The organism is Sphingomonas sp. P2_B6, assembly GCF_056404755.1.
This window is the reverse complement of sequence record NZ_JBFUDK010000001.1, coordinates 205,414-228,771: the sequence shown is the minus strand read 5'-3', so window position 1 is coordinate 228,771 and position 23,358 is coordinate 205,414. Positions and strand designations below refer to the sequence as shown.

Sequence of the window (23,358 nt, the reverse complement as noted above, 5' to 3'; positions counted from 1 at the left end):
TATAGTTTGGGAAAAGGGCGACCAATCCCGCACGGTGCAAAAGGGCGATGGCCGAAGCAGGAGGAGCCAGTGCTGAAGATCCTGGTCGCGGAAGATGACGACGATACGCGCGCCTATATCAAGCGTGGCCTGCGCGAGCTTGGCCATGTCGTGACCGTGGCGGCCGATGGCCGTGACGCGATGTTCCTGGCGACCGGGGAACCGTTCGACGCGATCATCCTCGATCGCATGCTGCCGGTGATCGACGGCATGACGATCCTGCGGTCGATGCGTTCCGCCGGCATCTCCACGCCGGTGCTGCTGCTGACGGCGCTGGCCCGGGTCGAGGATCGAGTCGAAGGGCTCGAGGCCGGTGCCGACGATTATCTGGTCAAGCCCTTCGCCTTTACCGAGCTGACCGCGCGCCTGAACGCGCTGGCGCGCCGGCCCGCGGCGGTCGCGGCGGAGACGGTGCTGCGCGCGGGCGATGTCGAGATGGACCTGCTGAAGCGCGAAGTGCGACGCGGCGGCCAGCGCATCGATGTCCAGGCGCGCGAATTCGCGTTGCTCGAGGAACTGATCCGCAATGCCGGCCGGGTGGTGACGCGCACCATGCTGCTCGAACGAGTCTGGAGCTTTCACTTCGATCCCAAGACCAACATCGTCGAAACCCATATCAGCCGGCTCCGCTCGAAACTGAATGCCGGGTCGGACCGCGACCGGATCCTTACGGTGCGCGGCGCCGGCTATCTGTTCGACGCCGATGCTTAGGCCCTCCTCGACCGCCTTCCGGTTCGCGGCCTTTTACAGCCTCGCCTTCACCATCCTGATCCTGGCGCTGGGCACGGCGATGTACTGGGCGATCCGGCAGGAGCTGCGCTATGAGCTCGAGCAGCGCGTGGTTACGGAACGCATCGCGGTGCTGCGCGAGGCCGCCACGCCCGGAGCCGGCGGGTTGATCGATGTCATCGCCGATCGCACCGCGCGGGAACGGGGCGACATGCGCTACGCCCTGCTCGACCGGGCCGGCCGGCTGCGGGCCGGGTGGAGAGTCACCGCGATCCCCGCCCCGGGCTGGTCCAACATGACGTTCTTCTGGCACGGCGAGCTCGACGATACCCGCGCTTATACCTCGCGCACCGCCGATGGCGGCACGCTGATCGTCGGCGCCGATCCCGAGGCGATCGAGGAGCTGGACGGCCGGATCATCCCGCTGTTCGCGGTCGCCTTCGGCCTGATCACGGCGATCGGCGTGCTCGGCGCTTTCCTGCTGAGCGGTGCGCTCGGCCGCCGGCTCGGTGCGATCAACCGGACGGCCGATGCGATCATCGGTGGTGATCTTTCGCAGCGCATGCGGCTGTCGGGCACCGGCGACGAGTTCGACCGCCTCTCCGAGACGCTCAACCAGATGCTCGACCGGATCGCCGGGCTGCTCGACAATCTGCGCCAGGTCTCGGGCGATATCGCGCACGACCTGCGGACCCCGCTCGCGCGACTGCGCCAGAAGCTCGACATCGCGCTGACCGGCAATGCCGATGCACCTGCGCTGCGCACCGCGATGCGGCAGGCGATCGAGCAGAGCGAGGACATGCTCGACCTGTTCGCCGCGATCCTCAGCATTTCGGAGGTCGAGGCGGGCGGCGCGGTCGTGCGCATGGCGCCGCTGGACCTGAGCGGGCTGATGGTTGATCTCGCCGATTCCTATCAGTTTTCGGCCGAGGATGCCGGGCGGCCCTTTTCGCGCGATATCGCGCCCGACATCACCCTCGAGGCCAATCGCGAACTGATCGCGCAGCTGGTCGTGAACCTGCTCGACAATGCCCTGCGCCACACGCCGCCCGGCACCGCGATCGGCATCGCGCTGTCCGCCGACCAGGACAGCGTGCGTCTGGCGGTCAGCGATCATGGGCCCGGTATTCCCGAAACGGAACGCGAGCGCGTATTCGCCCGGTTCGCGCGGCTGGAGAGCAGCCGCACCACGCCCGGCCACGGCCTGGGCCTCAGCCTGGTGGCGGCCATTGCCAGGGCGCACGGCGGCACCGTGCGTCTCGAGGACAATCATCCCGGAGTGACATTCATGGTGACCCTGCCGCGGAGGCTGCGATGAAGCGTGCCTCGCTTGGTCTGTTGTTGGCGGGTAGCCTGCTCTCGGGCTGCCAGACCTATCGGGCCGCGCCGCTGTCTGCGCCGTCCGACGTGCTTGCGCCACCCGACCCCGCGATCCTCTCGGCCGATGCCGCGACAATCGACCGGCCCTTCCTGACGCCGCAACCGATCGACCTGTCGCAACCCCTGACGCCCAACGCGCTGGCGGTGATCGCAGTGCTGGAGAATCCCGATCTCAAGGCGCAGCGGGCCAAATCTGGCGTGACCGACGCCCAGGCCTTTGCCGCCCGGCTGCTGCCCGATCCGAGCTTCCAGGCGAATTTCGACAAGATCCTGTCGGGGCCGGACGTGTTCAACGCGTTCGGCGGGCAGCTCGCGCTCGACATTGGCCAGCTCCGCACGGCGCGGGTCACGCGCGAAGCGGGTGAGGCGAGCAAGCGCCAGGTGCGGCTCGATCTCGCCTGGGCCGAATGGCAGACGGCGGGGCAGGCGCGATTGCAGGGCGTGCGCGTGCTTGCGCTGACCGACCAGCTCGCCATCGCCCGGACCAGCGCCGCCGCGGCGGAGAAGCTGTTCCAGGCGACTCAGCGCGCCACCGGCCGCGGCGATATCGCCGCGAGCGACCTGGACAGCCGGCGCCAGGCATTGCTCGATATGACCGACAAGCTGCGCGTCGCCGAGCGCGATCTCGCCGCGGCGAAGGGCGATCTCAACAGGATGCTCGGCCTGCCACCCGAGACCGAGCTGCGCCTCGCCGCGCCCGCCGATCCGGTCGTGCCGCCCAATAGTGCCGCGCTCGTCGCCCAGGCGATCGGACGCCGGCTCGATCTCCAGGCCCTGCGCGCCGGCTATGGTGTGGCCGAGGCCGATCTGCACAAGGCCGTGCTCGACCAGTTTCCCAACCTCTCACTCACCGTGGCGGGCGCGCGCGACACGGCGGACAATTATACCGTCGGCCCGGCGGTCGGTTTCACCTTGCCGCTGTGGAACCGCAATCGCGGCGGCATCGCCATCGCCAGGGCGACCCGCGAGCAGCTCCGTGCCGAATATGACGCGCGGCTGTTCCAGACCCGCGCCGAGATCGACGCCGCGATCGGTGCGCTCGTCACCATGCGCCGGCAACAGGCCGAACTGATCGCGCAGATGCCCGCGCTGGAACGTTTCGTCGCCAGCACCGAGCGTGCCGCGAAACGCGGCGACCTTGCCCCCGCCACCGCCGATACCGCCGCGCAGGCGCTGCGCGACCGTCGCCTCACCCTCCGCCAGCTCGACCAGCAGATCGCCGAGCAGACCATCGCGCTCGAATTGCTCTCGGGCGGCCCCGCCGAAGGATGGACCAAATGAAGTTCTACGCACCGCTCATTCCCCTGATCCTGCTCGCCGGTTGCGGCGGGGGCGCCGCGCCCGAAGCGGCCGCGCCCGACGCCGTCGCCCAGGTCCGCACCGGCATTGCCGAGTCCGGCGCGTCGAGCGACACCGTCAGCGTCTATGGCGCGACCGAGGCCGGCCCCGGCGGCGAACAGTCGGTCGTGGTACCGGCCGAGGCGATCATCGCCTCGATCGTCGCGCCGACCGGCACGGCGGTAGGCGCCGGGCAGACCATCGCGCTGCTGCGGCCGAGCCCGACCACCCGGCTCGACATCGCCAAGGCAAGCAGCGACGCGGCGGCGGCCGGGGCTGCCTATGCCCGTGCACGGCGGCTGCGCGCCGACGGCCTGGTCAGCGACGCCGATGTCGAGACCGCCCGGGCAGCGGCCGCGACCGCCAATGCGACGCGCGCCAATCTGGGCATCAAGGGCGGCGCACTGGCGCTGCGCGCGCCGATCGCCGGCACCGTGCGCAACCTGACCGCCAAGCCGGGCGACCAGCTTGCGGCAGGCGCGACCGTCGCAACCGTCGCCGCGCAGGGTGATCTGCGCGCGCGTTTCGGCATGGATCCGGTGCTTGCCCAGCGCGTCCATCCCGGGCAGCCGATCAGCATCGATACGATCAACGGCAGCGCACCCGCCAGGGTGGCCGTGGTCGGCGTCGATCCGCAAATCGATCCGACCACCCGACTCGCCTCGGTCTATGTCCGCATTCCCGCCGCGCTGCATCTCGGCGCGGGCGAGCCGCTCCGCGCGACGCTTCAGGTCGGTGCAAGCAGCACCGGCATCACCATCCCCTATGCGGCGCTGCTCGATGACGGCGGCCGCAGCTATGTGTTCGTCGTGAAGAACGGCGTGGCGAAGAGCCGCGACGTTTCGCCCGGCAATTCGGCGGGCGATCGCATCCAGATCCTGAAGGGCCTTCAGCCCGGCGAGAAGGTCGTGACGGAGGGCGGCACCGCGCTCGAGGACGGCATGAAAGTCACCGAACAGGGCGGAGCGGCAAAGTGAGAGAGGTCCTGAACCGCCATCGCCGGTCGATCTGGCTCTGCGTCTTCCTGGTCACGCTTGCCGGCCTGGTCGCGGCGACGCGGCTGCCCGTCACCCTGTTCCCGCATATCGATTATCCGCGCGTCGTCGTCTCGATCGATGCCGGCGAGCGCGACGCGGCGCAGATGGCGGCCGACATCACCCGTCCTGCCGAGATCGCGCTGCGCGCGATCCCCGGCGTCACCCAGATCCGATCGACCACCAGCCGCGGCTCGGCCGAGGTCGCGATCAGCTTCGGCTGGGGCGACGACATGGTCGCGGCGACGCTCGCCACGCAGGGTGCGCTCGCGACGATCGCGCCCGATCTGCCGGCGGGCACGCGCTTCAGCGTGCGCCGATCGGACCCCACGATCTTTCCCGTGCTCGGCATCTCGCTGACGTCGAGCAAGCGCGACGGCGTGTCGCTCGAGCAGCTCGCCCAGCTCAAGCTTCGGCCCATCCTGTCGACCGTGCCCGGCGTGGCGGGCGTGGACGTGCTGGGCGGCTCGACCCCCGAGGTCGAGGTCGAGGTCGATCCGGCGCGGCTCCAGACGCTCGGCCTGACCATAACCGACGTCACCACCGCGCTTGGCAGCGCGAACAGCGTGGCCGCGGTCGGCAAGATCGAGGATCGCCACCGGCTCTACCTCGCTCTGGTCGAGGACCGGCTGGTCAACGAAGCCGATATCGCCGCGATCCCGGTCAAGGCCGGCACGACCCCCGGCGCGGGCGTCGCCACGCTCGGTCAGATCGCGACGATCCGCCGCGCGCCCGCGCCCGCCTGGACCAAGGTCACCTCGAACGGCACTGACGCCGTGCTGGTCAATATCCGCCAGACGCCCACCGCCGACGCGGTGAAGCTGGTGCAACAGGTCGATGAACGGCTGAAGGGCGCGTCGCTGCCCGCCGATGTGAAGGTCAGCGTCTTCTACGACCAGTCGGAACTGGTGACGGGTGCTGCCAATGCCGTGCGCGACGCCATCCTGCTCGGTGCGGTGCTGGCCGGCGTGGTGCTGTTCCTGTTCCTGCGCAGCTGGCGCCTGATGGTCATCACCGCGGCGCTGCTGCCGGCGGTGCTCGCGGCGACCTGCCTCGCGCTCTACGCGCTGCACATGAGCTTCAACATGATGACGCTCGGCGGCATGGCCGCGGCGGTCGGCCTGGTGGTCGACGACGCGGTGGTGATGCTGGAGCATCTCATGCGGCGCCTGCAGGAAGCGGAGAACAGGGACGAGCGCCCGTCGATGCTGGCGGCGGCGCGCGAAATGGCCAAGCCGCTGTTCGGCTCGACCGCGGCGACGATCGTCGTGTTCCTGCCGCTCGCCTTCATCTCGGGCGTCACCGGCGGCTTCTTCAAGGCGCTGGCGGTGACGATGACCGCGGCTTTGGTCGTCTCGCTCCTTTATGCCCGCTTCGTGCTGCCGATCATCGCCGATCGCTGGCTCACCGAAAAGGATGCCGAGGCAGCCGAGAAGGCGGATCGCTTCACCGGCGCGCTCGGCAGCCGGTACGAGAAGGTCGCGACCCGCGCCTTTGCCCGTCCCGGCCTGTTCACCGGGATCGGCGTCGCCGCGCTGATCGTGATCGGCGCCTTCGCCTGGACTCACCTGCAATCGGGCTTCATGCCAGTGATGGATGAAGGCGGCTTCGTGCTCGACTACAAGGCGAAGTCGGGCGCGGCGCTGTCCGACACCGACCGGCTGCTCCGCCAGCTCGAAAAGATCATCCGCGAGACACCCGAGGTTACCGGCTATTCCAGGCGGACCGGCGTGCAGCTCGGCGGCGGCCTGACCGAGGCCGATGAGGGCGATTTCTTCATCCGCCTGAAATCCGGATCGCGCCGGCCGATCGACGAAGTGATGACCGAGATCCGCGACAAGGCGCAGGCAAGCGTGCCGGGGCTTCAGATCGAGACGGTGCAGTTGATGGAGGATCTGATCGGCGATCTCACCGCCGTGCCCCAGCCGATCGAGGTCAAGCTGTTCGGCGACGACCAGGCGCAGCTCGCGGACGCAGCGGGCAAGGTCGCCGAGACGATCGGCAAGATCGGCGGCGTGGTCGAGGTGCAGGACGGCCTGCGCGTCGCCGGCGACGCGATCATCATCAAGGTCGACCGGGCCGCGGCGGCGCTGGCGGGGCTGGATCCCGATGCGGTGGCGAAGCAGGTCGAGACTCAGATCGGCGGCACCGTCGCCACTCAGATCCTGTCGGGCGAGCAGGTCATCGACGTGCGTGTCCGCCTGCCGCAGGAACTGCGCCAGCGCGCCGATGCGCTGAACGCGCTCACGGTGCGCGCCGCCGACGGCCGGGCGGTGGCACTGCGGGCCATCGCGCAGGTCAGCATCGCCGCCGGCCAGCGCCAGATCACCCGCGAGGATCTCGCGCCCTTCATCCCCGTCACCGCACGGCTCGAGGGCAAGGATCTCGGAACGGGGATCAAGGAAGTGCAGGCGGCGGTCGCCGCGCTTCACCTGCCCTCGACCATCCGGGTCGATTATGGCGGGCTCTATGCCCAGCAGAAACAGTCGTTCAGCGATCTGACCACGGTGTTCGTCGCCGCCCTGCTGCTCTCCGCGCTGTTGCTGACCCTGCTCTACGAACAATGGGCCTTTACCGCGGCGGTGATCGGGACGGTTCTGCTGTCGACCGCGGCGGTGTTTTTCGGCCTGTGGCTGACCGGGACCGAGCTCGACATCTCCGCGCTGATGGGACTGACCATGGTGATCGGCATGATCACCGAGCTGGCGATCTTCTACCTGGCCGAGTTGGTGCCCGATGCGCCGGTCGACGCGACGAGCCTGCTCGAAGCGGGCAAGGCGCGGCTTCGCCCGATCGTGATGTCGGCGCTGATCGCGATCCTGACGCTGTTGCCGCTGGCACTCGGCATCGGCCGGGGATCGGGCCTGCAGAAACCGCTGGCGACTGCGATCATCTTCGGTCTCGCCATCGGCGCGCCTTTGGTCCTGACGATCCTGCCGACCCTTGTGCTGGTGCTGACGAAGCGCCGGCGGCGGAAGGAGGCGCCCGATGACGGCCCGGTCCTGGCGCCTGCCTGAAGGCGGCCGATGGATCGTGACATCTGCGCTCCGACCCTGCACATCGCGCAGTGCAGGTCACCTGACGCTGGAGGAGATGCCGCATGGACCGATATACTGGCGGATGCCTGTGTGGCGATGTTCGGATCGAGGCGTCGGGGCGACCCTATCGGGTCGGGCTTTGTCATTGTCTCGACTGCCGCAAACATCACGGCGCCCTGTTCCACGCATCCGCGATATTTCCCGAGGACGCGGTGACGATCGAAGGCGAGACGCGCGACTATGGCGGGCGATGCTTCTGCCCCCGCTGCGGCTCTCCCGTCTTCGCGCGGAGCGAGGACGAGATCGGGGTGAATCTGGGCGCGCTGGATGCCCCCGACCAGCTGATGCCGAGCTATGAACTCTGGACTGTCCGCCGCGAGGCCTGGCTGCCGGCCTTTCCGCTAAGGGGATATGAGCGTGATCGAGGCGTGGGGCGGTTCGAGGCATAGGTTGCGGACCTCCGGCTTGAGGTTATGAATCGGTGGCATGAGACCCATGCTGAGCTTGCTGGCACTGATCCTCGCCCTGGGGCTTGCCCCTGCCGCGAGCGCGCGGCGCGACGGCGGCAAGACGGGTGACCTTGTCCTGTTCGGCAAGCTGGAAAACCTGGACTATCAGGCGCTCGACGAGTTCGGCCTCAATGGCCGGATGACAGCCCGTCTTCGCGTAACGCGCGTGGTTCGCGGACACGTCTCGTCGCCGGTTCTGATGATCCGCTATATCGCGCACACCAATTTGCCGGAAGACAGCGAACTGCGCTTCCATCTTCGCCGCGATGATGACGGTACCTACATGGTGTGCGGCGACGGCGGGCGCGGTTATATTTGCCGCTGATGGCGGCCAGCCGCTGCGACGCCTTGCCAGCCGCCTTTCGTCCCGGCAGCATCCGGCCATCGCTGGCGTTTTGGGGAGTGGGCAATGTCGAACGAAGTCGGTCCTGTCCTGAACCGGAACGCGGTGGTGGAACTGCGGGTGCAGATCTCGCCCGCCGGCCTGTTGTCGATAGCTGCCATCGTCCTGGCCGGCGCGGTCGTCACCGGGGTCGCGATCCGGGAAGCGCGGCGGCCGGTGCTACCGCGCCTGAAGCGGGGCGGGGACGAAGGCGGGCTTCAGCGCTGAGTGGAAGATGGTCGACGCGTCACCAGCCCCCACCGACGTGAGCATCGTCAACGCGCTTGAGGCCGTCTACCACGCTTTCGAGGTTCCGGTGCCGTCAACGATCGAAGGGTGCCCCTGCTGCATCGCTACACGCGGCGTCGATATTTTGCTGACGACGCCGTTGCGCGACCTTACCGGCCAGGCGCTTTGGCGGTACGTCTCAGGCGTGTTCTACACGGTAGGTAGCGTGCAGGATTTCCGGTATTTCCTGCCGCGTATTCTGGACATATCGGTCAACGATCCGGGAAACGCCAACGGCCCCGAGATCGTGCTGGGAAAGCTGGGGCTGGCAAACTGGCAGACATGGTCCTCCCGCGAGCGGCGGGCGATCGAAGGGCTCGTTGACGCATGGTTCGAACGGGCGCTGTCGCAGGATCTGGCGGGCGGTGACGACTATTGGATCGGTGGTGAGGTTGAAAGCGTGCTCTGCGGAGCTGCACGAGCAGGCTTTTCCCTCGATCGATGGCTCGTCCGTTTGCAAGAGCCCTTCGCGGCGCCAGTCCTGGCAGATTTGAGGGAGCGGGTTCCAGGCCAGCTATCGGGGTTCTGGAAGGATGCGCCCGCCGGTTTGAGGGAATTGTCGACGTTTCTTTCGCGGGGGAGGGCCTAGATTCGCTGCTGGCCCATTTTGCGGGCATTGCGGCGTCTTTCCATCACTGGCACTCGTGGCGCCATGCTTCACCTTCCAACCGAGCACGCGCTATGGGTCGTCGAATATGGCGAGACCGACGAAAATGAGCTGACGATCATCCTCATCGAGGCCAAAGTCTCCTCCGAGCTCGTGCACACTGAAGTTGGCCCAGCGCATCCGATCTACCCGGACGACAGCAGTGCGGTATTCACGGTGACGTGGAGCGATTATGTTGCATTCGCGGTGAGAAACGAGAGCTTCGCCCTCCCGGAAGAGGGGGCGCCCATCGGATATGGCCTCGGGATAAAGGCTCACTCGCATTTTCGAGCCTATGTTGCCGCTTCAACATTTGCCGATGATGAATATCCCGGCCCTCTGACCCATTGGTTCTTGAATGCCGAGAGGCATTGCTTCGATATCATTTCTACCAACGCGCCAGGGATTGGCGAGTTGGGTCCGGAAGAAGCTGCGATCATGCGGGCACGATATCGGTAGGTCCGTTAGCTGGCACCAACAGGCATTCGTGATCTGATGCAGCCCGAACCGAATAGCCCCCTCAGATCGGCAGCCGTGTCGTCGCCTTCACTTCTTCCAGCACTGCATAGGTTCGCGTCTCGCGCACGCCGGGGATGCTGGTCAGGATCTCCCCCAGGAAACGGCGATAGGCCGCCATGTCCGCCACCCGCACCTTGAGCAGATAGTCGAACCCGCCCGCGACCATATGGCATTCGAGCACTTCGGGGATGTCGCCGACCTGCGCCGCGAACGCCGTGAACACGTCGTCGGTGGTACGGTCGAGCACCACCTCGACGAAGATCAGCAGCGCCTGGCCCAGCTTCGCCGGATCGAGCAACGCGGTGTAGCCCGCGATCACGCCGTTCGCCCGCAGCCGCTTCACCCGGTCGAAACAGGCCGCCGGGGACAGGCCGGCGCGGCTCGCCAGCTCCTGGTTGGTGATGCGTCCGTCCTCCTGCAGGATGCGCAGGATGCGGAGGTCGACGGCATCGGCCGAAGATTCCACGACACGGACACTCATGCGCAAAATTCCTTCGGCATCGATGCCGATATAACGAAGCACGTTCAGTGGCGAAAGCGGTATGACGAAGATGTCCACTCCTCTCCGCCAACCCGCCAAGGAAACCCGATGCCACGCTCGCCCTGGGACATGATCGACGACGCCAAATATCGCGACGAGGCGGAGACCATCGCCGATCTGCTCGCGCACCAGCCCTTGTCCTTCCCCGAGCGCAAGGCCGTCGTGGCCGAGGCGATCGCGCTGGTGGAATCGGCGCGGTCGGCGGCGAAGAAGCAGGGCGTGGTCGAGGATTTCCTCCAGCAATTCTCGCTCGGCACGCGCGAAGGCCTCGCGCTGATGTGCCTCGCCGAGGCGCTGCTGCGCGTGCCCGATGCCGAGACGCGCGACCGGCTGATCGCCGAGAAGATCGGCTCGGCCGACTGGGCCAGTCATGTCGGCAAGTCCGACAGCCTGTTCGTCAACGCCTCGACCTGGGGCCTGCTCCTCACCGGCAAGCTGGTCGAGGCGGACGAGACCGCGAAGAAGGATATCGGTGGCTATATCAAGCGCATCGCCGCGCGCATCGGCGAGCCGGTGATCCGCCAGGCCGTGGCCGCCGCGGTGCGCATCATGGGTGAGCAGTTCGTGCTCGGCCGCACCATCGAGGCAGCGCTCGCCCGGGCGAAGAAGGAAGACACGCTCTGCTCGTTCGACATGCTGGGCGAGGGCGCCCGGACCGAAATCGACGCCGCCCGCTTCGAGCAGATCTACGCCGAGGCGATCGAGACGGTGGGCAAGGCCGCGGCCGGCGCCGGTCCGGAGCTTGGCCATGGCGTCTCGGTCAAGCTCTCCGCGCTCCATCCGCGCTATGAGGCCGTGCAGGAAAAGCGCGTGTGGGACGAGCTCTACCCGCGCGTAAAGCGCCTCGCGCTGATCGCCGCGCGGCATGACCTGAACTTCGCGATCGATGCCGAGGAGGCGGACCGCCTCGTCCTCTCATTGAAGCTGGTCGAACGGCTGGTGCGCGAACCCGAGCTCGGCGACTGGCAGGGCCTCGGCGTCGTCGTCCAGGCCTATCAGAAGCGCGCCCCGCTGGTGATCGCCGCGCTCGCCGATCTGGCGAAGGACAGCGGGCGCCGGATCATGATCCGGCTGGTCAAGGGCGCCTATTGGGACAGCGAGATCAAGCGTGCCCAGGTCGCCGCCCGCCCCGATTACCCGGTCTACACCACCAAGGCCGCGACCGATCTCAGCTATCTGGTGTGCGCGAAAGCACTGATCGACGCGTCGCCCGCGCTCTATCCGCAATTCGCCTCGCACAACGCGCATACCCTCGCCGCGGTGCGCCACATGGCCGATGCGGCGGGCGTCCGCATTGAGCATCAGCGGCTGCACGGCATGGGCGAGGCGCTCTATGCCGGCGCCGACCAGCGTTATGGCGGCATCATCCTGCGTGCCTATGCCCCGGTCGGCGGGCATGAGGAGCTTTTGCCCTATCTCGTCCGCCGCCTGCTGGAGAATGGCGCAAACACCAGCTTCGTCCATGCTTTGCTCGACGAGGAGATTCCGGCCGCCGACGTCGTCCGCGATCCGATCGCGATCGTCGAGGCGCACCCCAATGCGCATGCCAAGATCCCGGTACCGTCGCGGCTCTACGGCGCTGCCCGGCGCAACTCGCAGGGGCGCGACTTCTCGCTGGTCGCCGCGCGCGACACGGCGGGCAAGGCGCTCGCCATGGTGCGCGCCGAGAAGCTCAGCGCCGGTCCGATCGTCGGCGGCAAGCTGGTCAAGCGCCCGGTCGAACCCGTCACCAACCCCGCCGACCGCAGCATGACGATCGGCCAGGTCGGCAGCGCCGTGCCCGCCGATATCGATGCGGCGATCAAGCTCGCGCGCAAAGCCCAGCCAGGCTGGAACGCGCTGGCCGGCACTGGCCGCGCTATCGTGCTGCGCGCCATGGCCGACGCGCTGGAGGCCGAGGAGGACCGGCTCGTCGCCCTGCTTTCGCTGGAGGCGGGCAAGACGCTCAACGACGGCGTCGCCGAAGTGCGCGAGGCGGTCGATTTCTGCCGCTATTACGCGATGCTCGCGGAACGCCAGTTCGGCGCAGCCGTGATCCTCGACGGCCCGGTCGGCGAAGTGAACAGCCTCGAACTGCATGGTCGCGGCGTGTTCGCCTGTATCTCGCCGTGGAATTTCCCGCTGGCGATCTTCACCGGCCAGATCGCCGCCGCGCTCGCCGCCGGCAATGCCGTGCTGGCCAAGCCCGCCGAACAGACTCCGCTGATCGCGGCCGAGGCCGTGCGGATCTACCACAAGGCGGGGCTCGATCCGGCGCTGCTTGCTCTGGTGCCGGGTGATGGCGCCGTGGTCGGCGCGGCACTGGTCGCGCATCCGGGCATCGACGGCGTCGCCTTCACCGGCGGCACTGACACCGCCGGATCGATCAACCGCACGCTCGCCGCACGCCCCGGCCCGATCGTGCCGTTCATTGCCGAGACCGGCGGGCTCAACGGCATGTTCGTCGATTCGACCGCCTTGCGTGAGCAGGTGGTCGACGACGTCATCCTCTCCGCTTTCGGCTCGGCCGGGCAGCGCTGCTCGGCGCTGCGCCTGCTCTATCTGCCCAACGACACCGCCGAGGAGACGATCGCCACCCTGATCGGCGCGCTGGAGGCGCAGATCCTCGCCAACCCCAGCGACCCGGCGACCGATATCGGCCCGGTGATCGACGAGGAAGCGCGCACCGCGCTCGACAAGCATGTCGTCCGGCTGGAGAAGGAGGCGCGTATTCTCGCCCGCCTCGATCCGGGCGCGTTGGGCAGAAGCGGCAGCTTTTTCGGCCCGGTCATCGCCGAGGTGCCGACCCCCGATTTCCTCGAACGCGAGGTGTTCGGCCCGATCCTCCACATCTATCGCTACGACCCGAACGATCTCGACGCCGTCGCGGGCAAGCTGGCGGCGCGCGGCTATGGCCTCACGCTCGGCGTGCACAGCCGGATCGACCGGTTCGCCGAGGAAGTGCGCGCGGCAGTGCCGGCCGGCAACGTCTATGTGAACCGTTCGATCATCGGCGCGGTGGTCGGCGTCCAGCCGTTCGGCGGGGAGGGCCTGTCGGGCACCGGCCCCAAGGCCGGCGGCCCGCACGCGCTGCTGCGTTATGCGCTGGAACGGGCGGTCTCGGTCAACATTACGGCCCAGGGCGGCGACCCGGCGCTCCTCAATCTCTGACAGGGAGCTTGACCGAACTCGGTGCGTTACGGATAGGCGGGTGCAGAGCGTAACGGCAAAGAGGGAATCGACGTGGCGGCTGACAAGATGGACATCGACCTGTCGACGCTTCTCGACAATGAACACGAGCAGCAGGTCGAGTTCACCGGCGAAGTGGACGGCGACGATTACGAATTCGCGGTGCAATATGCCGTGCTCGAGGCCCTGAGCGGCGACGCGCCGGACGACGACGCGATCGACATGTTCAACCGCTTCAGCGACACGATCGCCGAGGCGGGCCTGGTCGCGCTCGCGCGCAACAGTGATCAGGACCTGATCGTGATCAGCGAGAACGACCTGGAATAGTAGCGCTCTCGGCCTCGCCTCGCGCTTCCTTGTGCTCCCGCGAAGGCGGGAGCCCCGACTCTACCGCAGCCGCTCGACCAACGCACGCGCTGCGGCGGTAACGTCAGCCCAGGTCGTCTCGAACCCCTCGTCCGTCCCGTAATAGGGATCCTGTACCGCCTCGCCCTCGCGCCCGCTCACCAGGTTCAGCAACAGGTCGAGCTCGGCGGTCGCATCATGCGGGGCGATCGCGCGCAAATCCCGGAGGTTCTGGGCGTCGAGCGCGAAGATATGGCTGAACCGGCGAAAGTCTTCCGCCTCCACCTGCCGCCCGCGATAGCCGGAAATGTCGATGCCGTGGCGCTTCGCCGTGGCCAGCGCGCGCCGGTCCGGGGCATGGCCGATATGCCAGTCGCCGGTTCCGGCCGAATCCGCCGCCGCGTCGAGCCCGGTACGCTCGGCTTCCGCACGAAACGCGGCTTCGGCGAGAGGGGAACGGCAGATATTGCCGAGGCAGACGAACAGGATGGCTGGCGGCGTGGGGCGGTCGGTCATCGTGCCGGGATAGGGCGCGGCGCCGGCTTTGTCACCGCGGTGTGAAATCCTCGACCAGGTCGTAACGGTCGCCGGGGAAGACCTGCCGCGCAAAGGTCACGGGCGGGCCGTTGCGCCAGGTCCAGCGCTCGATCTGCAGGCACGGCGCCTGCGTCGCGATGTGGAGTTGCCGCGCGACGGCGGGGGTAGCGGTGACCGCGCTGATCCGGTGGCGCGCGTCGGTCCACGGCACATGGCCGAGCAGCCAGGTGCCCGGCGCCACCGCACTGAAATCCACCTCCTCCGCTTCGGGTACGGTGCCGAGGTCGAGCCAGCGCTCCTCCCAGCCAAAGGGATCCGCGCCGGCATGATGCACGCCGCCCAGCCGCAGCCATCGCCCGGCGGTGCGCGTCTCGACCTCGTCCGGCGGGCTGGTGTCGACGCTCCGCGACACCAGCGCCCAGCGATAGGCCTCGCCGCGCGCCGCGATCAGCGCGCCGATATCGGGCACGCCGACCACGGCGGAGCGGATGCGCGGATGCGCGACGAACGATCCGGCGCGTCGCCGCCGCTCGATCAGGCCTTCGCGCGCGAGGTGGCTCAGTGCCTTGTTCGCGGTCGCGCGGGCGCAGCCATAGGTCACGACCAGCTCATGCTCGAACGGGATGCGCGTGCCGGGCGCCCATTCGCCGGAGCGGATGCGCTCCTCGATATCGCGCCGGATGCGCGCCTCGATCGTCATCCGATCAGGCGGGCGAGCACCGCCGTATAGCGCCGTCTGATCTCATCGCCCCGCACATGCCTGCCGCCCTCCACCAGCCGGATGCCCCGGCGCCAGACACAGTCTATCCCGTCTCGCGCCGCAAAGATCCAGCTGTCCAGCAGCCGGTCGTCCGATCGCGCGGCAAAGGCGGGGTCGTTAGCGTCGAGCGACACGAGGTCGGCGGGATGGCCGACCGCGATCCCGCCCTCGACGCCCAGCGCGCGCGATCCGCCAGCCAATGCTCCGTTGAACAGCGTCGCGCCGATCGAGGCCCGCGCAGCCGCCAGCACGCAACGCTCGTGCCGGCTCAGCCGCTGGCCATATTCGAGCAGGCGCAGTTCCTCGGTTGCCGAGACCAGTATGTTGGAATCGCTGCCGACGCCGAACGCGCCGCCTTCGGCAAGATAGGCGGCGGCCGGGAAGATCCCGTCGCCGAGATTGGCCTCGGTGATCGGGCACAGGCCCGCGACCGCGCCGCTCCCGGCGATGGCCGCGCGTTCGGCATCGGTGACATGAGTCGCATGGACCAGGCACCAGCGCTCATCGACCGGCATTGCGTCGAACAGCCAGTCGACCGGGCGCTTGCCGCTCCAGGCGAGGCAATCGGCCACTTCCTTACGCTGCTCGGCGATATGGATATGAACCGGGCCGCCCGCCGCCAGTGGCAGGATCGCCTCGATCTCCTCGGGCGTCGCCGCACGCAGGCTGTGCGGCGCGATACCGACCACTGCATCAGGACCAACGACGGTCCGCACGCCCTCGACCAGCCGCGCAAAACTGTCGGGGTCGCTCAGGAAACGTCGCTGCGCCGCGCCCGGCGCCGCACCGCCAAAACCGCCATGGGCATAGAAGACCGGCAACAGCGTGAGGGCGATCCCGCTCGCCTCGGCCGCCGCGGCGATCCGCGCCGCCATCTCGGCCGGGTCGGCATAGGGCCGGCCGTCGACATCATGATGGAGATAATGGAACTCGCCGACGCGCGTGAACCCGGCCTCGAGCATCTCGACATAGGCGAGCGCGGCGATCGCCTCGACATCCTCCGGGCCGAGCCGGTCGAGGAAGCGGTACATCAGGTCGCGCCACGACCAGAAATCGTCGCCGGTCGTGCCGCGCTGTTCCGCCAGGCCGGCCATGCCGCGCTGGAACGCGTGGCTGTGGAGATTGGGCAGGCCGGGCAGGCCGATCCGGTGGCGCTCGTCGCCCGACGCGGGGTCGACGTCGGTCGCGATGGCGGAGACCAGCCCGTCGACTATCTCCAGCCGGACATGATCGGCCCAGTCGGTGCCGACCAGCGCGGTCTCGAACCACAAAGCGGACATCGGCACCTCCTGCGAATATGTCTAGACATATTCACCGCTTTGGCCAAGTCTGTATCGCATGACGACTCCGGACCATCCCCGCTGCGATCGGCTGTGGCACAATGCCCGACTGATGACGTGCGCCGACGGGGGCCTCGGCATCGTTGAGGACGGCGTGGTCGCGGCGCGCGATGGTCGGATCACCTATGCCGGGCCCGCCAGCGGAGCCCTGGCCTTCGACGCGGCCGAGACGGACGACTGCGCGGGTCGTTGGATCACCCCGGGCCTGATCGATTGCCACACCCATCTGGTCCATGCCGGCGACCGCGCGCGCGAATTCGAGATGCGGCTCGACGGCGCGACCTATGAGGAGATCGCCCGGGCCGGTGGCGGTATCCGATCGACCATGGCGGCGACCCGCGCCGCGAGCGAGGCCGGTCTCGTCGCCACCGCGCTTCCCCGCCTGGATGCGCTGATCGCCGAGGGTGCCACGACGGTCGAGGTCAAGTCGGGCTACGGCCTGACGCTCGACGACGAACTCAAGATGCTGCGTGCGGCAAAGGCACTCGGCGAGGCCCGCCGGGTTCGCATCCGCACCACCTTCCTCGGCGCCCATGCGCTTCCGCCCGAATATGCCGACGACCCCGATGGCTATATCGACCTCATCTGCGATGCGATGATCCCGGCCGTCGCCGGCAATGCCGACGCAGTCGACGCCTTTTGCGAAGGCATCGGTTTCACCGCCGCGCAGACCGAGCGCGTCTTCGCCGCCGCGGCCGCCCACGGCCTGCCGGTCAAGCTCCATGCCGAACAATTGTCCAACCTCCACGGCGCCGCGCTCGCCGCGCGCTATGGTGCCTTGTCCGCGGATCATCTCGAATATCTCGACGAGGCCGGCATCGCGGCGATGGCGCAGAGCGGTACCATCGCGACCCTGTTGCCCGGCGCCTTCTACTTCGTGCGCGAGACGAAGCTGCCGCCGATCGCGGCGCTCCGTGCCGCCGGCGTGCCGATCGCGCTGGCGACCGACTGCAACCCCGGCACCTCGCCGCTCACCTCGCTGCTGCTGGTCATGAACATGGGCGCGACGCTGTTCCGCCTCACCGTCACTGAATGCCTGCGCGGCGTCACGATCAACGCCGCCCGCGCGCTCGGCCTGCAGGGCGAGATCGGCACGCTCGAGGCGGGCAAGGCCTGCGACCTCGCCATCTGGGATGTGGGGCACCCGTCGGAACTCGTCTATCGCATGGGCTTCAACCCGCTCCATGCCCGTATCTGGAGCGGCCAATGAGCGCGATCATCCTGAAGCCCGGCCCCTTGAAACCTGGGGCCGTGCCGCTGGCTGAGTGGCGCGCCATCTATCGCGGCGCGGACGTTCGGCTCGATCCCGCCTCCGCCGGCGCGATCGCCGCGAGCGCCGCCGCAGTGGAGCGCATCCTGGCCCGGGGCGAGCCGGTCTATGGCATCAACACCGGCTTCGGAAAGCTCGCCAGCGTGCGGATCGAGGCATGCGACCTCGCCACGCTCCAGCGCAACATCGTGCTGAGCCATGCCGCCGGGACGGGTGGGCCGTCTCCCGAGCCGGTCGTCCGGCTGATGCTGGCGCTGAAGCTCGCCAGCCTCGCCCAGGGCGCTTCGGGCGTGCGGCCGGAAACGGTCGCCCTGCTCGAGGCCATGCTGGTGAAGGGGCTCACGCCAGTGATCCCTGGACAAGGCTCGGTCGGCGCCTCGGGCGATCTCGCCCCGCTCGCGCACATGGCCGCGACGATGATCGGTGTCGGCGACATGCTCGTCGATGGCCGGCGCTTGCCCGCGGCCGACGCGCTCGCCGTAGCCGGCCTCGTCCCGCTGACGCTCGGGCCGAAGGAAGGGCTGGCGCTGCTCAACGGCACGCAGTTCTCGACGGCCAATGCCCTGGCCGGGCTGTTCGAGGCGGAGCGGCTGCACCAGTCGGCCCTTGTCACCGGCGCGCTGTCGACCGAGGCGGCCAAGGGTTCGGATACGCCGTTCGATCCGCGCATCCATGCGCTTCGCCGCCATGCCGGTCAGATCGAGACGGCGGCGGCGCTCCGTAATCTGATGGCGGGCTCGGCGATCCGCGCCTCGCATGCGACGGGCGACGAGCGCGTGCAGGATCCCTATTGCCTGCGCTGCCAGCCCCAGGTGATGGGCGCGGTGCTCGACCTGCTGCGCCAGGCCGCCGTAACGCTGGAGGACGAAGCGAACGGCGTCTCCGACAATCCGCTGATCTTCCCCGACACCGACGAAGCGTTGTCGGGCGGGAATTTCCACGCCGAGCCCGTCGCCTTCGCCGCCGACATGATCGCGCTGGCACTCTGCGAGATCGGCTCGATCGCCGAACGTCGCATCGCCATGCTGGTCGATCCAGCGCTGTCCGGTCTTCCGGCCTTCCTGACCCCGCAGCCCGGGCTGAATTCGGGCTTCATGATCCCGCAGGTGACGGCGGCCGCGCTGGTCTCGGAGAACAAACAGCGCGCTTATCCTGCGAGCGTGGATTCGATCCCTACCTCGGCCAATCAGGAAGACCATGTGTCGATGGCCGCGCACGGCGCCCGCCGCCTGCTCGACATGGCGGAGAATCTCGGCGCAGTGATCGGCATCGAACTGCTCGCCGCGGTGCAGGGCTGCGACTTCCACGCGCCGCTCACCTCGTCCGATGCGCTGGAGGCGGCGCGCGCGCGGTTGCGGCAGGAGGTGCCCTGGCTGGACCATGACCGCCATATGCACCCTGACATGGAGGCAGCGAACGCGGTCATCCGATCGGGGGCTTTGGTCGAGGCTGTGAACGTCGCTCTTCCAGGCGTCGCGACATGAGTGCCGCGCCCACCACCTGCCGTCACCCCGGACTTGTTCCGGGGTCCATTTCTCCACATGCGCTGTCGTCGCCTGCTGCACGATGGATGCCGGAACAAGTCCGGCATGACGGATGGAGAGGGCGCGCATGAGCGTAGAAGTCCGGCGCGGTACCGCACCGTTGGTGGTGAGTTTCCCCCATACCGGCACCGACGTCCCGGCGGAGATCGCGGGCTTCGTCTCCCCCTGGCTGGCGCGGCGCGATGCCGATTGGTGGATCGACCGGCTCTACGACTTCGCGACCGATCTCGGCGCGACCACCGTGCGCACCACCATCTCGCGCAGTGCGATCGATGTGAACCGCGACCCTTCGGGTGCGTCGCTCTATCCTGGGCAGGCGACGACCGAGTTGTGCCCGACCACGACCTTCGATGGCGAGCCGCTGTACTGCGAAGGCCGGGAACCTGACAGTGAGGAGATCGCCCGCCGCCGGTCGCTGTGGTTCGATCCCTATCACCAGGCGCTGGCGGCTGAACTCGACCGGCTGCGTGCAGCGCATCCCAGGGTCGTGCTCTACGACGCGCATTCGATCCGCAGCAGCATCCCCCGATTGTTCGAGGGCGAGCTGCCGCAGTTCAACATCGGTACCTTCTCCGGCGCGAGCTGCGACCCCGCGCTAGCCGACGCGGTCGAGGCGGAGTGCGCCGCCTCCGGCCTGAGCCATGTCCGCGACGGACGCTTCAAGGGCGGCTGGACCACCCGCCATTATGGCCGCCCATCGGGCGGCGTGCATGCGATCCAGATGGAACTGGCGATGCGTGGTTACATGGCCGAGCCCGAGGCGCCGACGCCCGACAACTGGCCCACCGCGCTCGACCGCGCCGCGCCGCTCCGCGTGCCGCTCGCTCGCATCCTGAAGGCGTGCCTCGCCTTCGCCGAATCAACCTGAACGATTGGAGATTTGTAACGCCACCCTTCCCAATCCGTCACCCTGAACTCGTTTCAGGGTCCATGCGCGGTCAGGACCCGCAGGAGCCGCGCTCCTGAGTCAGACGACCGCGCATGGATGCTGAAACAAGTTCAGCATGACGACGGAAGGAGGGTGGATCCTCGACCGCACCCTCAAGGACGCAACCCATGACTCGCCTCGACAACAGCCGCATCATCCGCCCCGCCACCGGCACGACGCTCACTGCGAAGAGCTGGCTGACCGAAGCGCCGCTGCGCATGCTGATGAACAACCTCCATCCCGACGTCGCCGAGCGGCCCGAGGAGCTGGTCGTCTATGGCGGCATCGGCCGCGCCGCGCGCGACTGGGAAAGCTATGACCGCATCGTCGCCGCCCTGACCCGGCTGGAGGATGACGAGACTTTGCTGATCCAGTCGGGCAAGCCGGTCGGCATATTCCGCACGCACCGCGATGCGCCGCGCGTGCTGCTCGCCAATTCCAACCTCGTGCCGCACTGGGCGACCTGGGAGCATTTCAACGAGCTCGATCGCAAGGGCCTGGCGATGTACGGCCAGATGACCGCCGGTTCGTGGATCTATATCGGCACCCAGGGCATCGTTCAGGGCACCTACGAGACCTTCGTCGAAATGGGCCGCCAGCATTATGGCGGCGACCTGAAAGGCCGCTGGCTGCTGACCGCCGGGCTCGGCGGCATGGGCGGCGCGCAGCCGCTCGCCGCGGTCATGGCGGGCGCCTCCTGCCTCGCGATCGAATGCCAGCCGAGCCGGATCGAGATGCGGCTGCGCACCGGTTATCTGGATCGATCCGCGGAGACGATCGACGAAGCTCTGGCGATCATCGATCAGGCCAAGGCCGACGGAAAGCCGGTCTCGGTCGGCCTGCTCGGCAACGCAGCCGACATCCTGCCGGAGCTGTTCGCGCGCGGCGTGCGCCCCGATCTGCTCACCGACCAGACCTCGGCGCACGACCCGCTCAACGGATACCTCCCCAAAGGCTGGTCGCTGGAGGAGTGGGCGCAGGGCCGCGAGCGCGATCCGCAGGCCGTGATCGATGCGGCCAAAGCGTCGATGGCGGTGCATGTGCGATCGATGCTCGATTTCCAGGCCGCGGGCGTGCCGACGGTCGATTACGGCAACAATATCCGCCAGGTCGCCAAGGACGAAGGCGTGGCCAACGCGTTCGATTTCCCCGGCTTCGTCCCGGCCTATATCCGCCCGCTTTTCTGCCGCGGCATCGGCCCGTTCCGCTGGGTCGCTTTGTCGGGCGATCCGGAGGACATCTACAGGACCGACGTCAAGGTGAAGGAGCTGCTGCCCGACAACAAGGCGCTCCACACCTGGCTCGACATGGCGCGCGAGCGAATCCACTTCCAGGGCCTGCCCGCGCGGATCTGCTGGGTCGGGCTCGGCGACCGCCACCGGCTCGGCATGGCGTTCAACGAAATGGTGGCGAGCGGCGAGCTCAAGGCGCCGATCGTCATCGGCCGCGACCATCTCGATTCCGGCTCGGTGGCCAGCCCAAACCGCGAGACCGAAGCGATGCGGGACGGGTCGGATGCGGTATCCGACTGGCCGCTGCTCAACGCCCTGCTCAACACCGCGTCGGGCGCGACCTGGGTGTCGCTGCACCATGGCGGGGGGGTGGGCATGGGCTATTCGCAGCATGCCGGCATGGTGATCGTCGCCGACGGCACCGACGAGGCGGCGCGGCGGCTGGAACGCGTGCTGTGGAACGATCCGGCGACCGGCGTGATGCGCCACGCCGATGCGGGCTATGACATCGCGGTCGACTGCGCGCGCGAGAAGGGGCTCGATCTGCCATCGCTTCGGTGACGGAGAGGATGGCCATGAGCGGTCGCGCTTTTCGCTGTTCCGTCGCGATAACAGGGAAGAACAGGGAAGATATTTTTTATTGAGCCCGAATTGCCTCGAGTTCTTGAATTAATCGTTTAATATCAATTTGTTAATGGCGTTTCCCTGTTCTTCGATAACAGCGAAGTTTTCCGACGGAACAGGGAATTGTCCGGGCGAACCGATCCTCGACAATGTCAAACAGCGTCACTGATTCCGCGCCGGGCGACCTAAGGCGTTTCGACGTTTTGTTGAATCGAAGGCGGCACGTTCCGGCTGGAAAAGAATCCTAGCCGAGCATCCCGGTCAGCGCGGGGGACAGGATCTCGCGATAGCCGAACCGGTCGCGCACGACCAAGCGCGCGGCAAGGCCTTTATCGGCGGCGAGCGCCAGACCTTCTTCCGGCCCGAGCACGGTCAGCGCGGTCGCCCAGGCGTCGGCCAGCATGCAGCTCGGATGCAGCACGGTGACGGCGGCGATGCCGTTGGCCACGGGCCGGCGCGTCCGCGGATCGATGGTATGGGCGTAGCGACGACCGCCCGTTTCGAAGAAGCGGCGATAGTCGCCCGAGGTCGCGACGGCGAGGTCGTGCAAGGCGACCCGCAACGGCGCGATCCGGGCGCCGGGCGGCGGCTCCAGCTCGACCCACCAGGGTTCGCCGCCGGGCTTGACCCCGGAGCCGACCAGCTCGCCGCCGATTTCGGAGAGAAAGTCGTCGATGCCAAGGCCGCGCAGCGCGCGGGCCACCGCGTCGACGCCGAAGCCCTTGGCGATACCCGACAGGTCGAGCCGCACATCGGCGGTGCGGCGTGCGCGCGTTCCGGACCGTTCGATCTTCGCCCATCCAACCGGTGCGGCAGTCAGATCGGCTTCAGCCGGCAGGTCGCCGCGGCCGGAAGGGCCGAAGCCCCAGAGATCGACCAGCGAGCCCGCCGTCGGATCGAACGCGCCACCGCTGGCGCGCGCGACACCCAGCCCGGCGTCCAGCACCTGCGCAAGATCGGCGGGCAGGTCCTGCCACGCGCCCAGCGGGGCGCGATTGAACCGGGAGAGATCGGATTCCGCCTCCCAGTTGCTCATCTCGGCGATCACGCCGTCGAGCGCGCGCCTGATCGCCGAGCGCACCTCAGCCGCCGGCCGGGCGGAGACGATCCGCGCCGACCAGCTCGTGCCCATCGTCTCGCCGCCGAACAGCTCGACCGTCGCCCCGG

The 23,358-nt window shown here is 68.2% G+C and carries 21 protein-coding genes; 16 read left to right on the top strand and 5 right to left on the bottom strand.

What is annotated here, in order from left to right:
• Positions 1 to 72 precede the first annotated feature (72 nt).
• From AC1DX5_RS01110 to AC1DX5_RS01065, 10 genes are all read left to right on the top strand, one after another.
• Positions 73 to 750, top strand: coding sequence for a response regulator transcription factor (locus AC1DX5_RS01110; protein ID WP_465173871.1), 678 nt, complete (start codon positions 73 to 75; stop codon positions 748 to 750).
• Positions 743 to 2,086: a HAMP domain-containing sensor histidine kinase gene (locus tag AC1DX5_RS01105; protein ID WP_478013805.1), complete on the top strand. Its 1,344-nt coding sequence runs from the start codon at positions 743 to 745 to the stop codon at positions 2,084 to 2,086. The genes AC1DX5_RS01110 and AC1DX5_RS01105 overlap by 8 nt, the downstream gene beginning before the upstream one ends.
• Positions 2,083 to 3,429, top strand: coding sequence for a TolC family protein (locus tag AC1DX5_RS01100; RefSeq protein WP_478013804.1), 1,347 nt, complete (start codon positions 2,083 to 2,085; stop codon positions 3,427 to 3,429). Before AC1DX5_RS01105 ends, AC1DX5_RS01100 begins: the two co-directional genes overlap by 4 nt.
• A complete protein-coding gene (locus AC1DX5_RS01095; protein ID WP_478013803.1) occupies positions 3,426 to 4,463 on the top strand; it encodes an efflux RND transporter periplasmic adaptor subunit in 1,038 nt (345 codons plus the stop codon). Before AC1DX5_RS01100 ends, AC1DX5_RS01095 begins: the two co-directional genes overlap by 4 nt.
• Positions 4,460 to 7,537 (top strand): efflux RND transporter permease subunit, encoded by a 3,078-nt coding sequence (locus tag AC1DX5_RS01090; RefSeq protein ID WP_478013802.1) that lies wholly within the window; start codon positions 4,460 to 4,462, stop codon positions 7,535 to 7,537. The genes AC1DX5_RS01095 and AC1DX5_RS01090 overlap by 4 nt, the downstream gene beginning before the upstream one ends.
• A gap of 83 nt (positions 7,538 to 7,620) precedes the next feature.
• The gene (locus AC1DX5_RS01085; RefSeq protein ID WP_465171956.1) at positions 7,621 to 8,007 is read left to right on the top strand and encodes a GFA family protein; all 387 of its coding nucleotides are present in this window, start codon (positions 7,621 to 7,623) and stop codon (positions 8,005 to 8,007) included.
• A 46-nt stretch (positions 8,008 to 8,053) separates the two neighbouring features.
• Complete coding sequence (locus AC1DX5_RS01080; RefSeq protein WP_478013801.1) at positions 8,054 to 8,392, top strand: hypothetical protein; 339 nt, start codon at positions 8,054 to 8,056, stop codon at positions 8,390 to 8,392.
• 84 nt (positions 8,393 to 8,476) lie between these two features.
• Positions 8,477 to 8,677 carry a hypothetical protein gene (locus AC1DX5_RS01075; RefSeq protein WP_478013800.1) on the top strand — a complete coding sequence of 67 codons (201 nt, stop codon included), beginning with the start codon at positions 8,477 to 8,479 and terminating at the stop codon, positions 8,675 to 8,677.
• Between the two features lie 7 nt (positions 8,678 to 8,684).
• Positions 8,685 to 9,326, top strand: coding sequence for a hypothetical protein (locus AC1DX5_RS01070; protein ID WP_465171959.1), 642 nt, complete (start codon positions 8,685 to 8,687; stop codon positions 9,324 to 9,326).
• 63 nt (positions 9,327 to 9,389) lie between these two features.
• Positions 9,390 to 9,842, top strand: coding sequence for a hypothetical protein (locus AC1DX5_RS01065; RefSeq protein WP_465171960.1), 453 nt, complete (start codon positions 9,390 to 9,392; stop codon positions 9,840 to 9,842).
• Between the two features lie 61 nt (positions 9,843 to 9,903).
• Here AC1DX5_RS01065 and AC1DX5_RS01060 read toward each other — a convergent pair whose 3' ends face one another.
• A complete protein-coding gene (locus AC1DX5_RS01060; protein WP_478013799.1) occupies positions 9,904 to 10,383 on the bottom strand; it encodes an Lrp/AsnC ligand binding domain-containing protein in 480 nt (159 codons plus the stop codon).
• 108 nt (positions 10,384 to 10,491) lie between these two features.
• On the opposite strand from AC1DX5_RS01060, the gene putA reads away from it, so the two are divergent.
• Together putA and AC1DX5_RS01050 are read left to right on the top strand one after the other, a co-directional pair.
• Positions 10,492 to 13,593, top strand: a complete 3,102-nt coding sequence (putA, locus tag AC1DX5_RS01055) for a bifunctional proline dehydrogenase/L-glutamate gamma-semialdehyde dehydrogenase PutA (RefSeq protein WP_478013798.1) — start codon at positions 10,492 to 10,494, stop codon at positions 13,591 to 13,593.
• Positions 13,594 to 13,665: 72 nt separating this feature from the next.
• Positions 13,666 to 13,938, top strand: a complete 273-nt coding sequence (locus AC1DX5_RS01050) for a hypothetical protein (RefSeq protein WP_465171963.1) — start codon at positions 13,666 to 13,668, stop codon at positions 13,936 to 13,938.
• A gap of 60 nt (positions 13,939 to 13,998) precedes the next feature.
• Here the strand turns inward: AC1DX5_RS01050 and AC1DX5_RS01045 are convergent, their stop codons facing one another.
• The 3 genes from AC1DX5_RS01045 to AC1DX5_RS01035 are packed head-to-tail and all read right to left on the bottom strand — an operon-like array spanning position 13,999 to position 16,533.
• Positions 13,999 to 14,472 (bottom strand): low molecular weight protein-tyrosine-phosphatase, encoded by a 474-nt coding sequence (locus tag AC1DX5_RS01045; protein WP_465171964.1) that lies wholly within the window; start codon positions 14,470 to 14,472, stop codon positions 13,999 to 14,001.
• Between the two features lie 31 nt (positions 14,473 to 14,503).
• The gene (locus tag AC1DX5_RS01040) at positions 14,504 to 15,193 is read right to left on the bottom strand and encodes a UTRA domain-containing protein (protein ID WP_478013797.1); all 690 of its coding nucleotides are present in this window, start codon (positions 15,191 to 15,193) and stop codon (positions 14,504 to 14,506) included.
• On the bottom strand, positions 15,190 to 16,533 hold the full coding sequence (locus AC1DX5_RS01035; protein ID WP_478013796.1) for a formimidoylglutamate deiminase: 1,344 nt from the start codon (positions 16,531 to 16,533) through the stop codon (positions 15,190 to 15,192). Before AC1DX5_RS01035 ends, AC1DX5_RS01040 begins: the two co-directional genes overlap by 4 nt.
• Before the next feature lie 58 nt (positions 16,534 to 16,591).
• Between AC1DX5_RS01035 and hutI the strand changes: the two genes are divergently transcribed.
• The 4 genes from hutI to hutU all read left to right on the top strand — a co-directional run bounded on the left by hutI (position 16,592) and on the right by hutU (position 22,128).
• Positions 16,592 to 17,803: an imidazolonepropionase gene (gene hutI, locus AC1DX5_RS01030; RefSeq protein ID WP_478013795.1), complete on the top strand. Its 1,212-nt coding sequence runs from the start codon at positions 16,592 to 16,594 to the stop codon at positions 17,801 to 17,803.
• Positions 17,800 to 19,347: a histidine ammonia-lyase gene (gene hutH / locus AC1DX5_RS01025; RefSeq protein WP_478013794.1), complete on the top strand. Its 1,548-nt coding sequence runs from the start codon at positions 17,800 to 17,802 to the stop codon at positions 19,345 to 19,347. Before hutI ends, hutH begins: the two co-directional genes overlap by 4 nt.
• 127 nt (positions 19,348 to 19,474) lie before the next feature.
• Positions 19,475 to 20,275 (top strand): N-formylglutamate deformylase, encoded by an 801-nt coding sequence (gene hutG / locus AC1DX5_RS01020; RefSeq protein WP_478013793.1) that lies wholly within the window; start codon positions 19,475 to 19,477, stop codon positions 20,273 to 20,275.
• Between the two features lie 188 nt (positions 20,276 to 20,463).
• Positions 20,464 to 22,128: a urocanate hydratase gene (hutU, locus tag AC1DX5_RS01015; RefSeq protein ID WP_465171970.1), complete on the top strand. Its 1,665-nt coding sequence runs from the start codon at positions 20,464 to 20,466 to the stop codon at positions 22,126 to 22,128.
• Positions 22,129 to 22,435: 307 nt separating this feature from the next.
• Here hutU and AC1DX5_RS01010 read toward each other — a convergent pair whose 3' ends face one another.
• Positions 22,436 to 23,323, bottom strand: a complete 888-nt coding sequence (locus tag AC1DX5_RS01010) for an FAD:protein FMN transferase (RefSeq protein WP_478014028.1) — start codon at positions 23,321 to 23,323, stop codon at positions 22,436 to 22,438.
• Positions 23,324 to 23,358: the final 35 nt, after the last annotated feature.

Excerpts from the sequence above, each read along its gene's own strand:
- AC1DX5_RS01040 (WP_478013797.1), bottom strand. The coding sequence starts at position 15,193 with ATGACGATCGAGGCGCGCATCCGGCGCGATATCGAGGAGCGCATCCGC.
- hutG (WP_478013793.1), top strand. The coding sequence starts at position 19,475 with ATGAGCGTAGAAGTCCGGCGCGGTACCGCACCGTTGGTGGTGAGTTTC.
- AC1DX5_RS01080 (WP_478013801.1), top strand. The coding sequence starts at position 8,054 with ATGCTGAGCTTGCTGGCACTGATCCTCGCCCTGGGGCTTGCCCCTGCC.
- AC1DX5_RS01095 (WP_478013803.1), top strand. The coding sequence starts at position 3,426 with ATGAAGTTCTACGCACCGCTCATTCCCCTGATCCTGCTCGCCGGTTGC.
- hutH (WP_478013794.1), top strand. The coding sequence starts at position 17,800 with ATGAGCGCGATCATCCTGAAGCCCGGCCCCTTGAAACCTGGGGCCGTG.
- AC1DX5_RS01105 (WP_478013805.1), top strand. The coding sequence starts at position 743 with ATGCTTAGGCCCTCCTCGACCGCCTTCCGGTTCGCGGCCTTTTACAGC.
- putA (WP_478013798.1), top strand. The coding sequence starts at position 10,492 with ATGCCACGCTCGCCCTGGGACATGATCGACGACGCCAAATATCGCGAC.
- AC1DX5_RS01035 (WP_478013796.1), bottom strand. The coding sequence starts at position 16,533 with ATGTCCGCTTTGTGGTTCGAGACCGCGCTGGTCGGCACCGACTGGGCC.
- hutI (WP_478013795.1), top strand. The coding sequence starts at position 16,592 with ATGACGACTCCGGACCATCCCCGCTGCGATCGGCTGTGGCACAATGCC.
- AC1DX5_RS01045 (WP_465171964.1), bottom strand. The coding sequence starts at position 14,472 with ATGACCGACCGCCCCACGCCGCCAGCCATCCTGTTCGTCTGCCTCGGC.
- AC1DX5_RS01060 (WP_478013799.1), bottom strand. The coding sequence starts at position 10,383 with ATGAGTGTCCGTGTCGTGGAATCTTCGGCCGATGCCGTCGACCTCCGC.
- AC1DX5_RS01085 (WP_465171956.1), top strand. The coding sequence starts at position 7,621 with ATGGACCGATATACTGGCGGATGCCTGTGTGGCGATGTTCGGATCGAG.
- AC1DX5_RS01075 (WP_478013800.1), top strand. The coding sequence starts at position 8,477 with ATGTCGAACGAAGTCGGTCCTGTCCTGAACCGGAACGCGGTGGTGGAA.
- hutU (WP_465171970.1), top strand. The coding sequence starts at position 20,464 with ATGACTCGCCTCGACAACAGCCGCATCATCCGCCCCGCCACCGGCACG.
- AC1DX5_RS01010 (WP_478014028.1), bottom strand. The coding sequence starts at position 23,323 with ATGGGCACGAGCTGGTCGGCGCGGATCGTCTCCGCCCGGCCGGCGGCT.
- AC1DX5_RS01070 (WP_465171959.1), top strand. The coding sequence starts at position 8,685 with ATGGTCGACGCGTCACCAGCCCCCACCGACGTGAGCATCGTCAACGCG.
- AC1DX5_RS01100 (WP_478013804.1), top strand. The coding sequence starts at position 2,083 with ATGAAGCGTGCCTCGCTTGGTCTGTTGTTGGCGGGTAGCCTGCTCTCG.
- AC1DX5_RS01065 (WP_465171960.1), top strand. The coding sequence starts at position 9,390 with ATGCTTCACCTTCCAACCGAGCACGCGCTATGGGTCGTCGAATATGGC.